At 52.9% G+C, this 16,904-nt stretch carries 17 protein-coding genes; 12 read left to right on the forward strand and 5 right to left on the reverse strand.

The features are described 5' to 3' along the window. Position 1: 1 nt before the first annotated feature. A complete protein-coding gene (locus HOM51_04305) occupies positions 2–706 on the reverse strand; it encodes an ABC transporter permease (protein MBT5033720.1) in 705 nt (234 codons plus the stop codon). Between the two features lie 137 nt (positions 707–843). On the opposite strand from HOM51_04305, the gene HOM51_04310 reads away from it, so the two are divergent. Beyond that, a complete protein-coding gene (locus HOM51_04310; protein MBT5033721.1) occupies positions 844–1,812 on the forward strand; it encodes a pyridoxal-phosphate dependent enzyme in 969 nt (322 codons plus the stop codon). Here the strand turns inward: HOM51_04310 and HOM51_04315 are convergent. Then, entirely contained in the window at positions 1,781–3,154 is a 1,374-nt protein-coding gene (locus HOM51_04315) for an MmgE/PrpD family protein (protein MBT5033722.1), read from the reverse strand. The genes HOM51_04310 and HOM51_04315 overlap by 32 nt on opposite strands. Before the next feature lie 60 nt (positions 3,155–3,214). On the opposite strand from HOM51_04315, the gene HOM51_04320 reads away from it, so the two are divergent. From HOM51_04320 to HOM51_04345, 6 genes are all read left to right on the forward strand, one after another. Beyond that, positions 3,215–3,580, forward strand: a complete 366-nt coding sequence (locus tag HOM51_04320) for a hypothetical protein (GenBank protein ID MBT5033723.1) — start codon at positions 3,215–3,217, stop codon at positions 3,578–3,580. Continuing rightward, positions 3,580–4,368, forward strand: a complete 789-nt coding sequence (locus HOM51_04325) for a putative hydro-lyase (GenBank protein MBT5033724.1) — start codon at positions 3,580–3,582, stop codon at positions 4,366–4,368. Before HOM51_04320 ends, HOM51_04325 begins: the two co-directional genes overlap by 1 nt. Before the next feature lie 19 nt (positions 4,369–4,387). Continuing rightward, positions 4,388–5,989: a choline dehydrogenase gene (locus HOM51_04330; protein ID MBT5033725.1), complete on the forward strand. Its 1,602-nt coding sequence runs from the start codon at positions 4,388–4,390 to the stop codon at positions 5,987–5,989. A gap of 77 nt (positions 5,990–6,066) precedes the next feature. Continuing rightward, positions 6,067–6,825, forward strand: coding sequence for an alpha/beta fold hydrolase (locus HOM51_04335; protein MBT5033726.1), 759 nt, complete (start codon positions 6,067–6,069; stop codon positions 6,823–6,825). 120 nt (positions 6,826–6,945) lie between these two features. Beyond that, entirely contained in the window at positions 6,946–7,170 is a 225-nt protein-coding gene (locus HOM51_04340) for a type II toxin-antitoxin system Phd/YefM family antitoxin (GenBank protein ID MBT5033727.1), read from the forward strand. Beyond that, positions 7,167–7,553: a type II toxin-antitoxin system VapC family toxin gene (locus tag HOM51_04345; protein MBT5033728.1), complete on the forward strand. Its 387-nt coding sequence runs from the start codon at positions 7,167–7,169 to the stop codon at positions 7,551–7,553. The genes HOM51_04340 and HOM51_04345 overlap by 4 nt, the downstream gene beginning before the upstream one ends. A 17-nt stretch (positions 7,554–7,570) precedes the next feature. Here HOM51_04345 and fdhF read toward each other — a convergent pair whose 3' ends face one another. Next, positions 7,571–10,339 (reverse strand): formate dehydrogenase subunit alpha, encoded by a 2,769-nt coding sequence (gene fdhF, locus HOM51_04350; GenBank protein MBT5033729.1) that lies wholly within the window; start codon positions 10,337–10,339, stop codon positions 7,571–7,573. 8 nt (positions 10,340–10,347) lie between these two features. After that, positions 10,348–12,039 carry an NADH-quinone oxidoreductase subunit F gene (locus HOM51_04355; GenBank protein ID MBT5033730.1) on the reverse strand — a complete coding sequence of 564 codons (1,692 nt, stop codon included), beginning with the start codon at positions 12,037–12,039 and terminating at the stop codon, positions 10,348–10,350. Positions 12,040–12,274: 235 nt separating this feature from the next. Here HOM51_04355 and HOM51_04360 point away from each other — a divergent pair, with 235 nt between their 5' ends. The 4 genes from HOM51_04360 to HOM51_04375 all read left to right on the forward strand — a co-directional run bounded on the left by HOM51_04360 (position 12,275) and on the right by HOM51_04375 (position 15,473). Further along, positions 12,275–12,907, forward strand: a complete 633-nt coding sequence (locus tag HOM51_04360) for a hypothetical protein (protein MBT5033731.1) — start codon at positions 12,275–12,277, stop codon at positions 12,905–12,907. Positions 12,908–13,113: 206 nt separating this feature from the next. Further along, positions 13,114–13,479, forward strand: coding sequence for a response regulator (locus tag HOM51_04365; protein MBT5033732.1), 366 nt, complete (start codon positions 13,114–13,116; stop codon positions 13,477–13,479). Positions 13,480–13,563: 84 nt separating this feature from the next. After that, a complete protein-coding gene (locus tag HOM51_04370) occupies positions 13,564–14,643 on the forward strand; it encodes a chemotaxis response regulator protein-glutamate methylesterase (GenBank protein MBT5033733.1) in 1,080 nt (359 codons plus the stop codon). Continuing rightward, entirely contained in the window at positions 14,640–15,473 is an 834-nt protein-coding gene (locus HOM51_04375) for a protein-glutamate O-methyltransferase CheR (GenBank protein MBT5033734.1), read from the forward strand. Before HOM51_04370 ends, HOM51_04375 begins: the two co-directional genes overlap by 4 nt. Positions 15,474–15,503: 30 nt before the next feature. Here HOM51_04375 and HOM51_04380 read toward each other — a convergent pair whose 3' ends face one another. Then, the gene (locus HOM51_04380) at positions 15,504–16,211 is read right to left on the reverse strand and encodes a response regulator transcription factor (GenBank protein MBT5033735.1); all 708 of its coding nucleotides are present in this window, start codon (positions 16,209–16,211) and stop codon (positions 15,504–15,506) included. A 183-nt stretch (positions 16,212–16,394) separates the two neighbouring features. Between HOM51_04380 and HOM51_04385 the strand changes: the two genes are divergently transcribed. Beyond that, the gene (locus tag HOM51_04385; protein MBT5033736.1) at positions 16,395–16,904 is read left to right on the forward strand and encodes a phosphonopyruvate decarboxylase; all 510 of its coding nucleotides are present in this window, start codon (positions 16,395–16,397) and stop codon (positions 16,902–16,904) included.

The following is a 16,904-nucleotide window of genomic DNA, read 5'->3' on the forward strand; positions in this document are numbered from 1 at the left end:
GTCATTTTTCAGACCTTTCTGCCAAGGCTTTCATCCCATAAGCACCGCCATTAGCCCCCAACGAGATCGCCATCAGGATACAACCAAGCGCCAACGCTAAAACCAAATCACCTTTACTGACTTCCAAGGCGATGGATGTCGTCATTACCCGCGTAACATGATCGATGTTGCCGCCGACGATCATGACAGCGCCGACTTCCGCACTGGCGCGTCCGAACCCGGCAAGCAGGGCCGTCAGCAACGAATACCGCCCGTCCCAGATCAGTGCTGTAATGGCGCGCCCGGGGCCAGCACCTAAGGATCGAAGCTGTTCTTCATACTCTGCCCACAGGTCTTCAATGACTTGGCGGGTGAGGGCACCGATGATCGGCATGATCAGCAGGACCTGGGCAATGATCATCGCCGTTGGCGTAAACAGCAGCCCCAGAACACCGAAGGGACCTGTCCGCGATAACAACAGATAAACGATTAGCCCGACCACCACCGGTGGCAATCCCATCAGCGCATTCATGAAAACAACAATCGCCGTTCGACCTGGAAACCGATACAGCGCAACAGCGGCCCCAACAGGCATGGCAATCAGCGTGGCAATAAACAGCGCACTGAAACTGACCCTAAGCGACAGCAACACAATCTCCGTCAAATCCTGGTTCAGGTTGACGATCAGGGCAACAGCAGTCAAAAGTGCATCGCTGAAATCGGTCATGGGGCCGGTTTCTCCTTCGGGCGGTTTAGTCGTAGCGTTTGAAGCTCTAAATCGGCAAGAAATGTAAATTATGCATGAATTTACATACTTATGCATATGTGTAAACCAGTATTCCTTTGAGCCAAGGAGAGAAATCAGTGACGTCACTCATTACATTGGAAGAAATTAAGGCTGCGCGGGATGCGCTGCCGGACGTGATCCGCCGCACGCCTATTCTGCCGTTGTCCAGGGATTCCGCCGAAGTCGGGCAGGAAAAATTATTTCTGAAAGCTGAAAATCTGCAAGTCACAGGGGCTTACAAAGTTCGTGCCGCGTTCACCATGATGAACGCTATTGAGCCTGAGCGCTTGAAGAATGGACTGGTGCTGACGTCATCCGGCAACTTTGCCCAGGGGTTTGCCTACGCGGGCGCGCGCAGGGGGGTGAAGGTTGTCGTTGTCATGCTGGACCATACCAGCCCCTACAAAATTCAAGGGACGGAAGGCTATGGTGCCGAGGTCTTTCTGTGTGGCACCGACGCCAGCGCCCGCCAAGACATCGTCGAACAAGTCGCCCGCGAACGAGGCATGACCGCCATCAACACCTGGGAAGAACGCCCGATCACAGCAGGCCACGCCAGCATTGGTCTTGAAATCGTCGAAGACTGCCCGGACGTCGAGCAAGTCCTGGTGCCGGTCAGCAGTGGCGGGGTTGCGGGTGGCATTGCGGCGGCCGTAAAACTCAGCCGACCCGAGGTCAAAGTCATTGGCGTGCAGCCGGAACGCGCCAACGCGGCCTATGTATCGCTGGAAAAGGGTGAGCCGACGGCGATTGACTATTGGGATACTATGGCCGATGGCCTGTCCGCGGTCAGGCCTGGAGAATTTCCCTTCCAGCATTTACAAGAGTACCTGGACGAAATTGTTTTAATCTCTGAACAAGACATCGCCGAAACGTTTCGAACATTGTTGTTCAGGGCGAAGATATTGGGCGAACCCGCTGGCGTTGTAGCGTCCGCAGGGTTTCTCTCAGGCAAAGTGGATACCTCACTGAAAACAGTCGCTGCTGTAACAGGCGGCAACGTCACCGAGGAAGTTATCCAGAAGATGCTTTCGATGTCGGCGTGAAGGATGCCACCATCGGTAACTCAGCCATATCCGCAAGAGTCTCCAACGACCACAAAGACTTGAGCAGAACCTCCGTCGGTGCGTCGCCCATAACCGGTGCGACCAGTTCCCGGTACTTGGCTTCCAAATCCTGATCGCTTAGCGGATCATCAGGGTCGCCTTTGCGGGCACGGCGTCGATGGGACAGGACCTGCCCGTCTTTGGTTTCAATTTCAACAATGGCACCACGCTGGTTGGGGAACTCTTCGTCGGCCTGTTTGTCTTTATACAAATCCAAGGTGCTTATCAGGCGGCGGGTTTCAGGATCGCTCAGTCGTTCTGGCGTAAACGCATCCATGCGCACGCTGCCATGCACAAGAGCTGTTGACAGACAGTAAGCGAGGCTGAATTTACCTTCATATTCGGTTTGCGGATCCATATCGCCGGTAACGTCGACGGCGTTGGAATAGGACCCGGCGGAAATTCTTACGATATCTTCAGTGGCTAAGTTGTGTTGTCTTTGGATATCGAGCGCCGCGTCAACAGCAGCGAATGTATGGCCGCAGCAGCCGTGGTTTTTAATGGTCACGCGGGTGATGGTATAGGCCTTACCCAAGTCAGTGAAGGCGGCTTCCCAATCAGGTCCGACGCCCATGGCCTCACCGAAGCCCCCAGGAGCGTCCAAAACTTCCAGCGTTCCCGTGACGCCCTTGGACGCGCCCAAAGCAGCAGTAAGGCCAGCTTCTGCCGCGTGCGCTGCATGCAAGGGTTTGCTCATGGAATCAGCTAGGAAGGCGCGTTTCAAACCTGCGGCAAAGGTCGCTGAATTGGCCAGTGCATGTGCCGTTTGAGTGCCATCTAGCCCAAGAATGACAGAGACCGCAGCCGCCGAACCAAAGGTGCCAATGGTACCAGTCGTATGAAAATAGCGGTAATGGTCGGGCTGCAAGGCGGCAGCAATGCGGTCCGAAATTTCATAACCCGCAACGATGGCCTTTAAAAACACTTCTCCACTTACGTGCCTGTCTTCGGCGATTGCTAATGCTGCCGAGATGACAGATACCCCTGGGTGATAAACCCCAGGTCCATAAATATCATCAAACTCAACGGTGTGAGAGGCAGCTGCATTAATGTACGCCGCGGTCCGGGTTGTGGCCAATACACCATCTGGGATCAGACGAGCCCCGCCACGGCCTGTGTCTTCATCCAGGGCGTCTCGTAATAAGGTTGCAGGGGCGACGACACTGCCAGGCACCGTGGTCGCAAACCAATCGACAGCCCGCTGCTTGGCGGCGTGTTGAATTTCATCTGGTAAAGTTCCAGCCGCAACCTCTGCCGCATAGGCCCCTAATTTTCTTAGCATGATTCTGTTGTCCTTAAATGCTACGCTTTAGATCGCAACTGATTTAGGGGGATTTTAGACATGTCAGACACTGGTGACAAACCTACTGACGAAGAAACCAATGAGTCTTCGGCAGCGTTTATTAAAACCCTGGAACAGTCAGGCTTTTTTGATCAGATCAGGAACTTGGAAAGCAACCTGCAAAACATCGCCGGGGATTTGGGCTCTATTGGCGAAGCAGCGACCCAACGCATCGAAGAAACAGAAAGTCTTGCTGCCCATATCATTGCCATCGAAGCAGTCCTAAAGGTAATGCTCAGAACCCACGAAGTTGATGTCGAAAAAGTCCACGAAGAAGTCACCAAAATGACGGCGGATTCGTCAGGGAATCCTGAAGGCAGCCAGACCGTGCACCAGCTAATTGGTGAGATTTTTACAAAGAACTGATGTCGAAAGTCTCCTCCCTTTTACCTAACGACTTACGCCAATGTTGCCGCGACGAGTCCTTTGCAGGGCCAACGTCGGGTTGTGCTGTGGGGTATGTCCAAGCGAACATGGTGATCTTGCCGGCGGTGGATGCGGTGGAATTCGCCGAGTATTGTGAACTCAACCCCAAGCCTTGTCCGGTGGTCGAGATGTTGGCACCCGGCAACCCCGAGCCACTTAAATCCGCACCCGGTGCTGATGTGAGAACAGATTTACCGCGCTACCGTGTGTTCCGAAATGGTAAACCGGTTGCGGAGCCGACGGACATTCAGGACCTTTGGCGGGACGATTTGGTGACGTTCTTACTCGGCTGCTCTTTCACGGCGGAGGAGGCACTCGCTGCGGCAGGTCTGCCGCTGCCGCATATTGAGCAGACTGGATTTGTTCCGATGTACGCCACCAACATCGCGACCCATCCGGCTGGGAAATTTTCGGGTCCCGTGGTCGTGTCCATGCGCCCGTTCACCGCCGAGCACGCCAAGCAAGCAGCCGAAATCACAGCCCATTACCCGATTGGCCACGGCGCACCAATTCACCAGGGCGATCCCGATACGATAGGTATAAGTGATTTGGAATCTCCTGATTACGGAATGCCGGTAAAAATGACCGACGATCAAATTCCGGTTTTCTGGGCTTGCGGCGTCACCCCGCAAGAGGCGATCTTGCGCGCTAAGCCGGAACTGGCGATTACCCACGCGCCAGGGCATATGTTCGTTTCCGACATCACATCTGAGTCAACACGGGTCTAGAATTAAAGGAAGCGAATTAATGGCTGAGGCGACTTTCGATTATATTATTGTGGGGGCGGGAAGTGCGGGCTGTGTGTTGGCGAACCGGCTTTCAGCGTCTGGGAAGTATAGGGTTCTGTTGTTGGAGGCTGGCGGCAAAGACAACCAGCTCTGGACCCACATCCCCATCGGCTACGGCAAAAACTTCACCAACCCCAAAGTCAATTGGATGTATTGGTCGGAGGCTGGAAAGGATTGGGTCAAACGGAAAATTATTCAGCCGCGCGGCAAGGTCCTGGGCGGCAGCAGTTCCATAAATGGTCTCGTCTATATGCGCGGACAGAAGCAAGACTATGACCATTGGCGGCAGCTGGGCTGTACAGGCTGGGGCTATGATGATGTTCTGCCGCTGTTCAAACGCGCCGAGAATCAGCAGCGCGGTGCCGACGACTACCATGGCGTTGGCGGCCCAATTTGGGTGTCAGATCCGGCAGATCCGCACCCCATGGCGGATGCCTTTATCCAAGCAGCAGAGGACGCGGGGCACAAACGCAATCCCGATGTAAATGGCGCAGACCAAGAAGGATTCGGCTATACTCAATGGACGACAAAAAATGGGCGGCGGTGCAGCACGGCAGTCGGGTACTTAAACCCCGCCAGAGACCGCGCCAATCTCACCATCGAACCAAATTCCCTGGCCAATCGAGTTTTATTCGACGGCACCAAGGCCGTCGGCGTTGAATACCGCCAGCGGGGACAAATCAAGACTGCGCACGCCACGGCTGAAATTATCGTTTCAGCAGGCGCCTATAATTCACCACAAATTCTTCAGCTCTCAGGCGTTGGCCCGGCGGATCATCTTCAAGATCACGGCATTGACGTCATTGCCGACCGGGCAGGAGTCGGGGCCAATCTGCAAGATCATATAAATGCGCCGCTAATGTATCGGGTCAACCAACCGTTTACCGTCAATGATATTCTTAATCGTTTAACCAGTCGGATTTCCGAAGGTCTAAAATATTTGTTTCAGCGCCGGGGGTTGCTCGGCATGGGTGTGTCTTATGCTGCGGGTTATATTAAGGCGCATCCCAATGCAGCCACGCCTGATATCCAGCACCAGATCATGTTGTTCAGCTCTGAACTTGTGGGCGGCCCGGTCGATCCATATTCCGGGTGCGCCCTGATCATCGCATTGATGCGTCCGGAAAGCCGAGGCACGGTCATGATCAAGTCAAATGATCCAACCGTGCCGCCGGAAATTATCCCGAACTACCTGACAGCAGAGAAAGATCGCGAAACCCTCATCATGGGCATCAAAAAAGGCCGAGAGATAATGAGCCAATCGGTGATTAGAAAATATATCGTCGAAGAGACCAGGCCCGGCCCAGAGTGCGTCAGCGACGACGATTTTTTGGCGTTCCTCGATAAACGGGCCAGAACCAGTTACCACCCCGTCGGCACCTGCCGCATGGGCGCGGACGCAGAAGCCGTGGTCGACGCCCGCCTGCGGGTAAACGGCGTGCAAGGACTGCGCGTGGTGGACGGTTCCATCATGCCGGCCCTTGTATCCGGGAACACAAACGCGCCGATTATTATGATTGGGGAAAAAGCAGCGGATATGATTTTGGAGGATGGGGGGTAGGTTCCAGAGTTGGGGCTTGCTCCGTCTCCCTGTCGCTGCTTAACATTTGGCCAGCCTAACAGGAGCGAGAAAAATTAATGTTAAATTATCAGGTTCACGGAAACGGGCATCCGTTGGTTTTGCTGCATGGGTTTGTTGGCGGGGCTGGGTATTGGTTTCAGCAGGAAGAGGCGCTGGGGGGTGACTTTCAGTTGATCTCTGTCGACTTGCCGGGCTTTGCGGGCAGTGCCGGGGTGCCGGAGCAGGACAGCCTGGAAGGCTATGCGAATACGGTCATTGAGGTTATGGATGCGCTTGATCTTCCGCGGGTGTCGCTGCTTGGATTTTCCATGGGTGGCATGATCGCGCAGGAATTGGCGCGGTTGTATCCGGACCGGGTTGAGACGCTGATATTGTATGGATCATCCGCGGTCGGTGATTTGCCACAGCGGTTTGAATCTTGGGAAGCGTCTATTCAGCGGCTGGGGAGAGACGGCGTCGAGGCGACGACCGACAAGACGGTTGCGACTTGGTTCGTTGATGGCACCGAAAGTCCCCGCTATCCGCGTACACGGGAAGCCTGCGCCGGCGCATCGTTGCCGCACTGCATCAAGGTAATGCGCGCGATGCAGGGGTGGAATTCTGAGGCTTGGCTTGGGGAACTCACCATGCCGACCTTGGTGCTGGTCGGGGATCAGGATCGTTCGACAACGCCGTATGATTCCATTCCATTATGGGAAGGTATCCCAAACGCCGAATTCTGCATCCTGCCCGCGACGGCGCACGGCATTCACTTGGAAGAGCCCGAGTTGTTTAATTTGGTACTGAAGAAATTCCTTCTGCGGCATGCGGGGTAGGTCTTGGTTAACTTTTATTAGGGTTGGAAATTGTATTGTGAGTTCAAGAAGGCGGCATGATTGACTAATCACATGACTTAGTCTACTATCTTAGTCATATATTGTCATAAGGTAAGCCTCATGCCAACCGTTAATATTCACGACGCAAAAACGCATCTTTCTCGATTGCTTGATCAGGCTTTATCTGGGGAGGACGTGATTATTGCCAAAGCTGGCAAGGCCATTGCGCGCATTGTGCCGCTTGAACGTCAGGCTCCTCGTAAGCCTGGGTTATTGAAGGGCCAATTGGCTGAGAGTTTTTTTGATCCTCTTTCCAAAGAAGACTTGGACAAGTGGGGACAATGAGGCTGCTTCTCGACACCCATGCATTGCTTTGGTGGCTAACAGATGATCCAAAACTGCCCCTTGAGCCACGGGACGCTATTGCCAATACAGAAAATGATATATTTGTTAGCAGTGCGTCTGCTTGGGAAATTTCGACGAAACACAGGATCGGGAAGTTGACCGGCGTCGGGGACGTGTCAGAGCGTTTGGTGTTTTATGTCAGAAAATCTGGTTTTCAAAGTCTGCCCATCTCGCTGGAGCACGCCGTGGAAGCTGGACGGCTACCCGGTCCTCACAAAGACCCATTCGACCGTATGCTCATGGCCCAGGCAAACATTGAGAAATTGAAAGTCGTCACGATCGACCCAGTGTTTAAGGACTATCAAATTTCAGTTTTATGGTGAATTCCCGAAAAATCAGCCTACTCCGCTGCCACCAGCGCACGAACTTTTTCCACCTTCACCGCACAGAACTTAAACTCAGGGATTTTTCCGATTGGGTCCAACTGCGGGCTGGTCAGCAAGTTCGCTGCGGCCTCGTTAAAGCAGAACGGAATAAAGACCATACCATCAGGAACATCGCGGTCAGCCCTGGCTGCAATTTCTATTTCGCCGCGGCGGCTGGCGACTTTGATGGTGTCGCCGGGGCCGATGTTCATTTGGTCGAGTTGGTTGGGATGGAAGCTCGCGACCGGCACGGGCTCTAACGCATCCAAGCGCGACGATCGGCGGGTCATGGCGCCGGTATGCCAGTGTTCCAGCATCCGACCCGTGGTCAGGATCAACGGATACGCCTCATCAGGCATTTCATAGGGCGCGACAATCTCAGTCGGAACCAACTTGCCGCGCTTGCTTGCCGTCGGGAAGCCGTCGCCGAAAACGATATCGTGTCCAGGAACGTCTTCTGAATCGCACGGATAGGTTACCGAATCTTCTCGCTCCAATCGTTCCCACGTAATGCCATTCAGCGACGGCATGATCGTGTGCATTTCAGTGAACACGTCTTTCGGGTGGGTGTAGGACCAGTCGAGCCCGATGCGGTTGGCGATCTCCTGAATGATCCACCAGTCTTGGCGTGCATCGCCCGGCGCATTGACCGCTTGGCGCGCCAGTTGGACTTGGCGGTTGGTGTTGGAGAACGTGCCGTCTTTTTCCGGGAACGCGGTGGCGGGTAGAATAACGTCGGCTAGGAAGGCGGTTTCGGTGAGGAAAATATCCTGAACCACAAGATGTTCCAGCCGCGCCATGGCCTCGCGGGCGTGTCCAGCATTGGGGTCAGACATGGCCGGGTTTTCGCCCATGACGTAGATGCCTTTGATCTTTCGGTCATACGCCGCGTCGGCGATTTCAACCACGGTCAGGCCGCGCTTGCGATCAAGCTCGGTCCCCCAAGCAGTTTCAAATTTTTCTCGGATGTTATCGTTTTCGACAGATTGATAATCCGGGTAGAGCATGGGGATCAGGCCCGCATCAGACGCGCCCTGAACATTGTTCTGCCCTCGTAACGGATGCAGCCCCGTGCCGGGGCGACCCACGTGGCCGGTAATCAACGATAGCGCAATCAGGCAGCGGGCGTTGTCTGTGCCATGCACGTGCTGAGAAATACCCATGCCCCAGAAGATAATGGAGCGTTCCGCTGTCGCGTATTTGCGGGCGACAGTTCTGATCGTTTCGGCATCGATACCACAAATTTCCGCCATCTTTTCCGGCGAGAAATCTTTGACCTTTGCTTTTAGGTCTTCATAGCCTTCGGTGTAGCCCTTGATGTAATTCTCATCGGTTAGGCCTTCTTCAATGATCGTATGGATCATCGCATTCAACAAAGGTACATCGCGACCCGGCGTGAACTGCAACATATGATCCGCGTGTCGGCTCAACGCTTGGCGACGCGGGTCCATGATGATCAGGGTCTTGCCTTCCTGGGCGGCGTTCTTGAAGAACGTGGCAGCGACCGGATGGTTTTGCGTCGGTCGTGCGCCGATGACGATGATCACATCGGCGTCCTTGGCTGACATGAAGGGGGCTGTCACGGCTCCGGAACCGATGCCTTCCATCAGGGCCGCAACACTGGAGGCATGACAGAGACGCGTGCAGTGATCGACGTTGTTGGTTTGGAACCCGGTGCGGACCAGTTTCTGCACCATATAGGCTTCTTCATTGGATCCCTTAGCCGAGCCAAAACCGGCGAGGGCTTGGGCACCATCGCGATCCCGGATTCTGCTCAGGCCTTCAGCGGCTTTGTCCAATGCTTCTTCCCAAGTCGCTTCACGGAAATGAGTGAAGGGGTTGGCGGGGTCGAGAACGTCCGCCGCGTCCTTGGCAACACCTTCTTTGCGAATCAGGGGAACCGTCAGGCGTTCCGGGTGATGCACATAGTCCATGCCAAAGCGGCCTTTGACGCAAAGGCGGTTCTTGTTGGACGGCCCTTCGCGGCCTTCGACAAATAAAATCTTATCGTCGCGGATGTTGAACGTGACTTGGCAGCCCACACCGCAGAACGGACAGAGCGAATTCACTTGACGGTCTGCGGCACCTGTGTGAATGCCATTCTCATCCAAAACATTTGATGGCATCAAGGCCCCTGTCGGGCAGGCTTGAACGCATTCGCCACAGGCCACGCAGGTGCTGTCGCCCATGCCGTCACCCATATCAAATACGATGGAAGATTTAATGCCACGGCCCGCCATGCCGATGACGTCGTTCACTTGGACTTCACGACACGCACGAACGCACAGATTACAATGGATGCAGGCGTCCAAGTTAACGCCCATTGCCGGGTGAGTGTTGTCAGCGCTCGGACAGTCGCGAGCCGGATAACGGCTTTCGCTCAAGCCAATTTTATCGGTCCACTTCCAAAGGTTTGAGTCTGGATCGTGGGCGGTTTCTTTCTTTGGCTGATCGGCCAGTAAGAGTTCGAATACTGCCTTTCGGGCATTCTTCGCGCGGTCGCTGACGGTGTTGACCTTCATGCCCTCAGACGCGGGACGGATGCAGCTTGCAGCCAAGACCCGCTCGCCTTCGATCTCCACCATACAGGCGCGGCAGTTGCCATCGGCGCGGTAGCCTGGCTTTGGTGAATAGCAGAGGTGAGGAATTTCTATGCCCAGGCGGTCCGCCACTTGCCAGATGGTTTCGCCCGGTTCTGCCGTGACGTCAATGCCGTTTAGCGAGAAGGTGATTTGATCGCTCATAATAGCCTCTATTCGAAATTCAGGTCGTCGCGGAAGTGTTTTAAAACCATTTTCAGCGGGTTCGATGCTGCCTGTCCCAGTCCACAGATGGACGCATCGGTCATGGCCTGTCCCAGTTCCTGAAGAAATCCTTCGTCCCAAGTATCGCGCTCCATCAGGGCGACCGCTTTCTCCGTGCCAACCCGGCATGGTGTGCACTGACCGCAGCTTTCATCTTCAAAGAACCGCATAATGTTCAACGCCACGTCTTTCATATCGTCCTTGTCCGATAAGATGACAACTGCAGCTGAGCCAATAAAGCAGCCATGTTCTTCCAATTTACCGAAGAACAGTTCCAAGTTATCCAGGGATGCCGGAAGAATTCCGCCTGATGCGCCGCCCGGTAGATAACCCTTAAACGTATGGCCGTCCTGCATGCCGCCACAGTAATCGTCGATAAGCTGTCGTACCGTGATGGTGGCGGGGGCGCGTTTGACGCCAGGGTTTTTGACCCGACCCGAGACCGAATAGCTGTGCAGCATAGGGCTAGAAAACCAATCTGCACCCTTCTCGACAATGTCGCGAACCCAATACAGTGTCTCTACGTTGTGCTCTAGGGTTGGCCTGCCAAACAAACCGACCTCTGCCACGTAGGGGGGGCGATGGCGGGGAAGGCCGCGTTTGCCTTCAATGCTCTCAATCATCGCAGATTCTTCACCGCAGATATAAGCGCCGGCACCACGGCGGAGATGGATGTCCGTGTCACCGTTCAGGCCAGCGTCTGTGATTTTTGCGATCTCGTCCGTCAAAACTTTACGGATGGCGGGGTATTCGTCCCGCACGTAGACATAGATTGCCGCGACGTCCACAGCCCAGGCCGCGACCAGCATGCCTTCCAAGAATCGGTGAGGATCGTTATCTAGATAGTGCTTGTCCTTAAATGTGCCGGGCTCACCTTCGTCGGCATTGACTGCCATCATACGGGGGCCTTCGTAGGAACGGACGATGCTCCACTTGCGACCCGCCGGGAAACCTGCGCCGCCAAGGCCCCGTAGACCCGAGTCGCTCATGATTTCAATGACGTCTTCGGGGGTGCGGTCGCCGCTCCGACAAGCCTCTAAAAGCTTGTAGCCTCCGTCTGCGTTATAGGCATCAAAGTCTTTGTAGTCCGGCATTTCCGCATGAATGTTGTTGCTATCTACCGCCGCTGCTACGGTTTCTACCGTTGCCGATGTAACGTGATTATGGCCAACTTCAACAACCGGGGCGACATCACAGCGGCCCATGCAGGGGGCGTTCAGCACTCGCACTTGTTTACCGTAATTGGCAGCTAGGTCCTTGAGCAGCGATTGCGCGCCCATCATTTCACAGGTCAGACTGTCGCAGACCCGCAACGTGAGTTCGGGCGGTGCATCTTCGCCTTCCCGAACCACATCAAAATGAGAATAGAAAGTTGCAACTTCGTAGACTTCCGTCTGCGCCAACTTCATTTCGCTGGCTAAAGCCGCAAGATGACCTGCGGACAGATGCCCATATTTATCTTGGATTAAATGAAGATATTCAATCAGCATGTCACGTTGATACATTTCCGTAACCAGAAGCTCGCGAACCTCCTCCACAGCTTTCGGATCTACTTGGCGTCCTCTCGGGAAGGCAAACGCCGGGCGACCCTTACGCCCCAACTGAACGGGCGACGTGGAAGTTTTACCTATTGCAGACATTAATGAGCCTTTTCGTCGATCTTTAGTCAGCTTAAGTCTCAGCTTAAGTTGGGGGTTATATACCAGAGAATTTTATAAGTATACAGTATACCAAGCAAAAATATTGATAACGCTTAAGCTGTCTTGGTATTGCAGTTGGGTACCATGTGTTAGATTCTTTCCGCAAAGAAGCTTAGGCTCTTGGTCAGCACGAAGAAAGTAAATAACGGCAAATAAACGAAGGAATAAAATCATTATGGACATGAGAGAAGCGCAGCTTTTGTGTTCCCGGTTGTGCCACGATTTGGTGGGGCCAGTTGGGGCGGTTAATGCTGGATTGGAGCTGTTTGAGGAAATGGACGGTGGTGAAGATGCCCTGGCCATGGTTGGACGTAGTGCAAAGCAGATGGGCTCAAGGCTAAGCTTCTACCGAATGGCGTTTGGTTTGGGTGGTGCAGATACCGCAGTAATGGGGCAGGCACGTAAATTGGCCGGTGAGTTTATGATCGAAGGTAAAGTCGATTTAGATTGGCCAGCAGATGACGTAGATCAAGGATTGTTCCCCACCAATGCGTGTAAATTGGTGCTTAGTATGATTCTAATCGGAATCGAGTGTCTGCCGCGTGGCGGAGCTTTGGCCGTCCGGGTCGCTGTTTTGCCAGAGGGATTTGGCGCAGCCGTAACGGCAACAGGGGATCGAGCTGAGATTAAAGAAGGGACACAGCGCGCTATAGTTAAAGATATAAATTTTGATGATCTTAATGCACACAACATACATGGCCGTTGGGCAGCACTTCTGGCCGAAAGTTTGGGGTCTGTGATCGAAATCTCCGGTGAAGGTGCGGATACAGTTAATCTAGCGGTTGTTTTACCTGGGCCTTTGGATTAGGTCTTGCGCGAGGCGGGGAGATGGGATTTTATCCGTATTAGTGTGTTTTACAGAGACTCACTTGGACGGAATGTCTAAGATAGCGGGAGTGCCATTTTTTGTGGTACTTTCCGTAAGTTCAAATTTGCTGATTTAAAAGAATAAATTGGCTTGAGGGTTGTTATGGATTCAGTAGTCGGAAATTTCATTGAACGGTGTAGGTTGCCATGAAGTCTTGTTTAATTGTCGACGATTCAAAAGTAATTCGCATGGTGGCCCGAAAAATCCTACAGGAGTTGGAGTTCGAGACCGTTGAAGCTGCTGACGGCAAGCAAGCGCTTGATGCTTGCACGAGCAAAATGCCCGATGCTGTTTTGCTAGACTGGAATATGCCGGTCATGAGCGGAATTGAGTTCCTGCGGGAATTGAGGGTCTTACCGAATGGAGATGGGCCAATTGTTGTTTTTTGCACAACAGAAAACGATATCCAGCATATTCAAGAGGCCATTGAAGCGGGTGCGAACGAATACATAATGAAGCCGTTTGATAGTGAGATCATTCAGGCGAAATTCACACAAGTGGGATTGTTATAGCGACCCGTAAGGCGGAATTAAGTGGCTAATATTTCCAATACCGGCGCGGCTAATGCGCCAAAGGGTTCTGATCCCATCCAGGCGATGGTGGTTGACGATTCGGCGATTGTTCGAGGTCTGATTTCGCGCATGTTGAATTCGGATCCTGATATCACCGTTGTGGCGTCTGTTGCCAATGGTGAAATGGCGATCAGCAGCCTGAAGCGTACACCGGTCGATGTTGTAATTCTAGATATCGAAATGCCGGTAATGGATGGCCTGACGGCGCTGCCCTTGCTTTTGGAAATTGATAAGGACCTGAAGGTTCTTATGGCCTCAACCCTTACCAACCGGAATGCAGATATTAGTATTCGTGCGCTGACGATGGGGGCGGCGGATTATGTTCCTAAACCGACTTCGTCGCGCGAAATTGGCGGAAAAGGTGACTTCCAGCGTGAGCTTTTAGAAAAAGTAAAGACGTTGGGGGATGCACGTCGCAAGCGCGCGGGTCGGGTTAAGGTTGAAGCCACTACAGGTAAAACACCGTTCAAGTCGGCAATGCCCAGTTCTAGCGATATTAAATTAAGAGCGCCTGGCAGAACCAGGCCCTCGGTTCTGGCAATTGGCAGCTCCACTGGTGGGCCGCAGGCGCTGTTTAAGGTCTTGGGCGGATTACCCAAGGATTTCCAACTTCCTATCGTCATTACCCAGCATATGCCGCCGACGTTTACGTCAATTTTATCTGAACATATTGAAAAGGCTTCAAAGCGTCCGTGTAATGAAGGCAAGGACGGAACTGTAATAGCCCCTGGTAGTATTTATATAGCGCCGGGCGATTATCACATGACGGTGGAAAAGGATGGTGCCAATAAGGTGCTGCGGCTGAATCAAGGTCCGAAAGAGAATTTCTGCCGTCCCGCTGTTGACCCAATGCTTCGAAGCATGTCACAGGCTTATGGCCCAAACATTCTGACAGTTATTCTAACCGGCATGGGGTCTGATGGAACAAAAGGCGGCCAAACCATCGTTGATAACGGTGGAACGCTAATCGCCCAGGATGAAGAATCAAGTGTTGTTTGGGGAATGCCGGGTTCTGTTGCGACGGCGGGCCTTTGTAGCGTCGTTGTCCCTATTGATGATATCGCGTCGAAGATAGTTTCCTTCGCCAGCCGAGGCATCCTATGAACCCGCAAGACTTTGAGTTCATAAGCACGCTATTAAAAGACCGTTCTGGCTTGGTCTTGACGCCGGATAAATCGTACCTGTTGGAAAGTCGGCTGATGCCGGTTGCGCGCAAGCGGGAAATGAAGGGACTGGATGAGTTGATCGCTCATATCCGATCAACTAAGCAGGAAGCTTTGATTCTAGAAGTAACGGAAGCAATGACGACAAACGAGTCGTTCTTTTTTCGCGATATTAAGCCTTTTGATATTTTCAAAGATACCGTCCTTCCCCATTTGATTAAAACACGGGGCGGCGGGAAGTCTTTTAAAATTTGGTGTGCTGCGGCTTCGAGTGGGCAAGAACCATATTCTCTTTCGATTGTATTAAGGGATGCCGCAGCGAAGTTGCCGGGTTGGAGGACGAGTATCGTTGGCACAGACATCTCCCACGATATTTTGGCGAAGGCTAAAGCGGGTGTTTATTCTCAATTTGAGGTGCAGCGTGGACTGCCGATTCAGCAGTTGCTGAAGTATTTCACCAAAAAGGATGAGATGTGGGAGGCGAAGCAGGAAGTCCGCGATTTGGTCACGTACAAGTACTTTAATCTATTGAACGATCTGACACCGCTTGGAAAATGCGATGTCGTTTTCTGTCGTAATGTGCTGATTTATTTTGACCAGGAAACCAAGGGTAAGGTTCTGGATCAAATCGCAAAGCTGCTGCCGCCTGACGGGGTGTTGTTCCTTGGGGGCGCGGAGACGGTACTGGGAATAACCGAAAAATTTAAGCCGCTTGCTGGGCTGCGCGGCGTTTACTGCCTGTCTGACGGCGTAGGCATCCCGGTCAGCTAACACTTTTTCTAAATCTTACTAAAACCTATTTTAGGCTTCCGCAGCGATGGATTCTGCCTCAGCGTCAGGATCGCGCAGGACATATCCTCGTCCCCAAATTGTCTCGATATATGAATCATTATCTGTTGCGACGGAAAGTTTCTTCCGAAGCTTGCAAATGAACACATCGATAATCTTCAGTTCAGGTTCATCCATGCCACCGTACAGGTGATTCAGAAACATTTCTTTGGTCAATGTTGTTCCCTTGCGCAGTGACAACAATTCCAAAATTCCATATTCCTTGCCGGTCAGATGGATCGGTTGACCCTCGACTTCGACACTATGGGCATCCAGATTGACCGACAGCTTGCCCGTCTTGATGATTGATTGCGCGTGCCCTTGTGAACGGCGAATAATCGCTTGGATACGTGCTAACAACTCAGCTTTATCAAAGGGCTTGGTCAAGTAGTCATCAGCACCGATGCCTAGGCCTTTGACCTTCTTTTCAGGCTCAGTTAAGCCGGACAGGATCAACACCGGGGTTTCAACCCGTGAATCGCGCAGCCGACGTAGGACCTCTAATCCGTCCATGTCTGGCAGCATCAAATCCAATACAATCAGGTCGTAGTCGTAAAGCTTCCCAATCTCTAATCCGTCTTCGCCGAGATCGGTGGTATCGACCACCATGCCTTCGGACTTTAGCATCATCTCAATGCTTTGTGCAGTAGTGGGATCATCTTCAACAAGAAGTATGCGCATAACCAACCCAATCGGTTCTGTTAAGATTCGTTAACCATAAAACATGCTTTAAAAACAATCAAGTGCGTAAGTCAAGAGAATTCAGCGATGTCTCATTCTCTTTTTTCGTCGCTTAGGTTCGGTGTTGGCCCCTTGGGGGCGGCAGGGTAAAGTTTTCTCGCGGATTAATTGAGGATAAGTCGGATGTCGTGGCAGAAGAATATTTTTAATGCATTGTTGGCACTTAATGTACGGCAAGTGGCATATGTCCCGGATGCGGGCCATACAGAAGTTATTCGCGGTGCCAATGAGGATGCCCGAATGAACGCGATTCCCTTATCGACGGAAGAAGAAGGCGTTGCGGTATTGGCCGGCGCGTGGCTTGGCGGGGAGCGGGGCGTGCTGCTGATGCAAAGCAGCGGCGTCGGCAACTGTGTGAACATGCTTTCCTTGGTGAAGACATGCCAATTTCCCCTGTTAGTTCTCGTGACCATGCGGGGGCAAGAAGGGGAGCCAAACTTTTGGCAAAACCCGATGGGTAGCATTACCGGAGATGTATTATCCCTTGCAGGGTTAGAGGTCCGCACAATTGATCAGCGTGAGACTGCAGGTGATATGGTTGCCGCCGCTGGGGAACAGGTATTCTCAGAGGAAAGAGCGATGGCACTTTTGATCGAACAAAAAGTTATCGGTGTGAAGAAGTTTGGGGATTAA

This window comes from Rhodospirillaceae bacterium, from assembly GCA_018660465.1.
In the GTDB taxonomy this organism is placed as follows: Bacteria; Pseudomonadota; Alphaproteobacteria; order Rhodospirillales; family JABJKH01; genus JABJKH01.

Bases quoted from the DNA above. Each gene is read 5' to 3' on its own strand.
- HOM51_04305 (MBT5033720.1), bottom strand. From the start codon at position 706: ATGACCGATTTCAGCGATGCACTTTTGACTGCTGTTGCCCTGATCGTC.
- HOM51_04315 (MBT5033722.1), bottom strand. From the start codon at position 3,154: ATGCTAAGAAAATTAGGGGCCTATGCGGCAGAGGTTGCGGCTGGAACT.
- HOM51_04320 (MBT5033723.1), top strand. From the start codon at position 3,215: ATGTCAGACACTGGTGACAAACCTACTGACGAAGAAACCAATGAGTCT.
- HOM51_04325 (MBT5033724.1), top strand. From the start codon at position 3,580: ATGTCGAAAGTCTCCTCCCTTTTACCTAACGACTTACGCCAATGTTGC.
- HOM51_04330 (MBT5033725.1), top strand. From the start codon at position 4,388: ATGGCTGAGGCGACTTTCGATTATATTATTGTGGGGGCGGGAAGTGCG.
- HOM51_04335 (MBT5033726.1), top strand. From the start codon at position 6,067: ATGTTAAATTATCAGGTTCACGGAAACGGGCATCCGTTGGTTTTGCTG.
- HOM51_04340 (MBT5033727.1), top strand. From the start codon at position 6,946: ATGCCAACCGTTAATATTCACGACGCAAAAACGCATCTTTCTCGATTG.
- HOM51_04345 (MBT5033728.1), top strand. From the start codon at position 7,167: ATGAGGCTGCTTCTCGACACCCATGCATTGCTTTGGTGGCTAACAGAT.
- fdhF (MBT5033729.1), bottom strand. From the start codon at position 10,339: ATGAGCGATCAAATCACCTTCTCGCTAAACGGCATTGACGTCACGGCA.
- HOM51_04355 (MBT5033730.1), bottom strand. From the start codon at position 12,039: ATGTCTGCAATAGGTAAAACTTCCACGTCGCCCGTTCAGTTGGGGCGT.
- HOM51_04360 (MBT5033731.1), top strand. From the start codon at position 12,275: ATGGACATGAGAGAAGCGCAGCTTTTGTGTTCCCGGTTGTGCCACGAT.
- HOM51_04365 (MBT5033732.1), top strand. From the start codon at position 13,114: ATGAAGTCTTGTTTAATTGTCGACGATTCAAAAGTAATTCGCATGGTG.
- HOM51_04370 (MBT5033733.1), top strand. From the start codon at position 13,564: ATGGTGGTTGACGATTCGGCGATTGTTCGAGGTCTGATTTCGCGCATG.
- HOM51_04375 (MBT5033734.1), top strand. From the start codon at position 14,640: ATGAACCCGCAAGACTTTGAGTTCATAAGCACGCTATTAAAAGACCGT.
- HOM51_04380 (MBT5033735.1), bottom strand. From the start codon at position 16,211: ATGCGCATACTTCTTGTTGAAGATGATCCCACTACTGCACAAAGCATT.
- HOM51_04385 (MBT5033736.1), top strand. From the start codon at position 16,395: ATGTCGTGGCAGAAGAATATTTTTAATGCATTGTTGGCACTTAATGTA.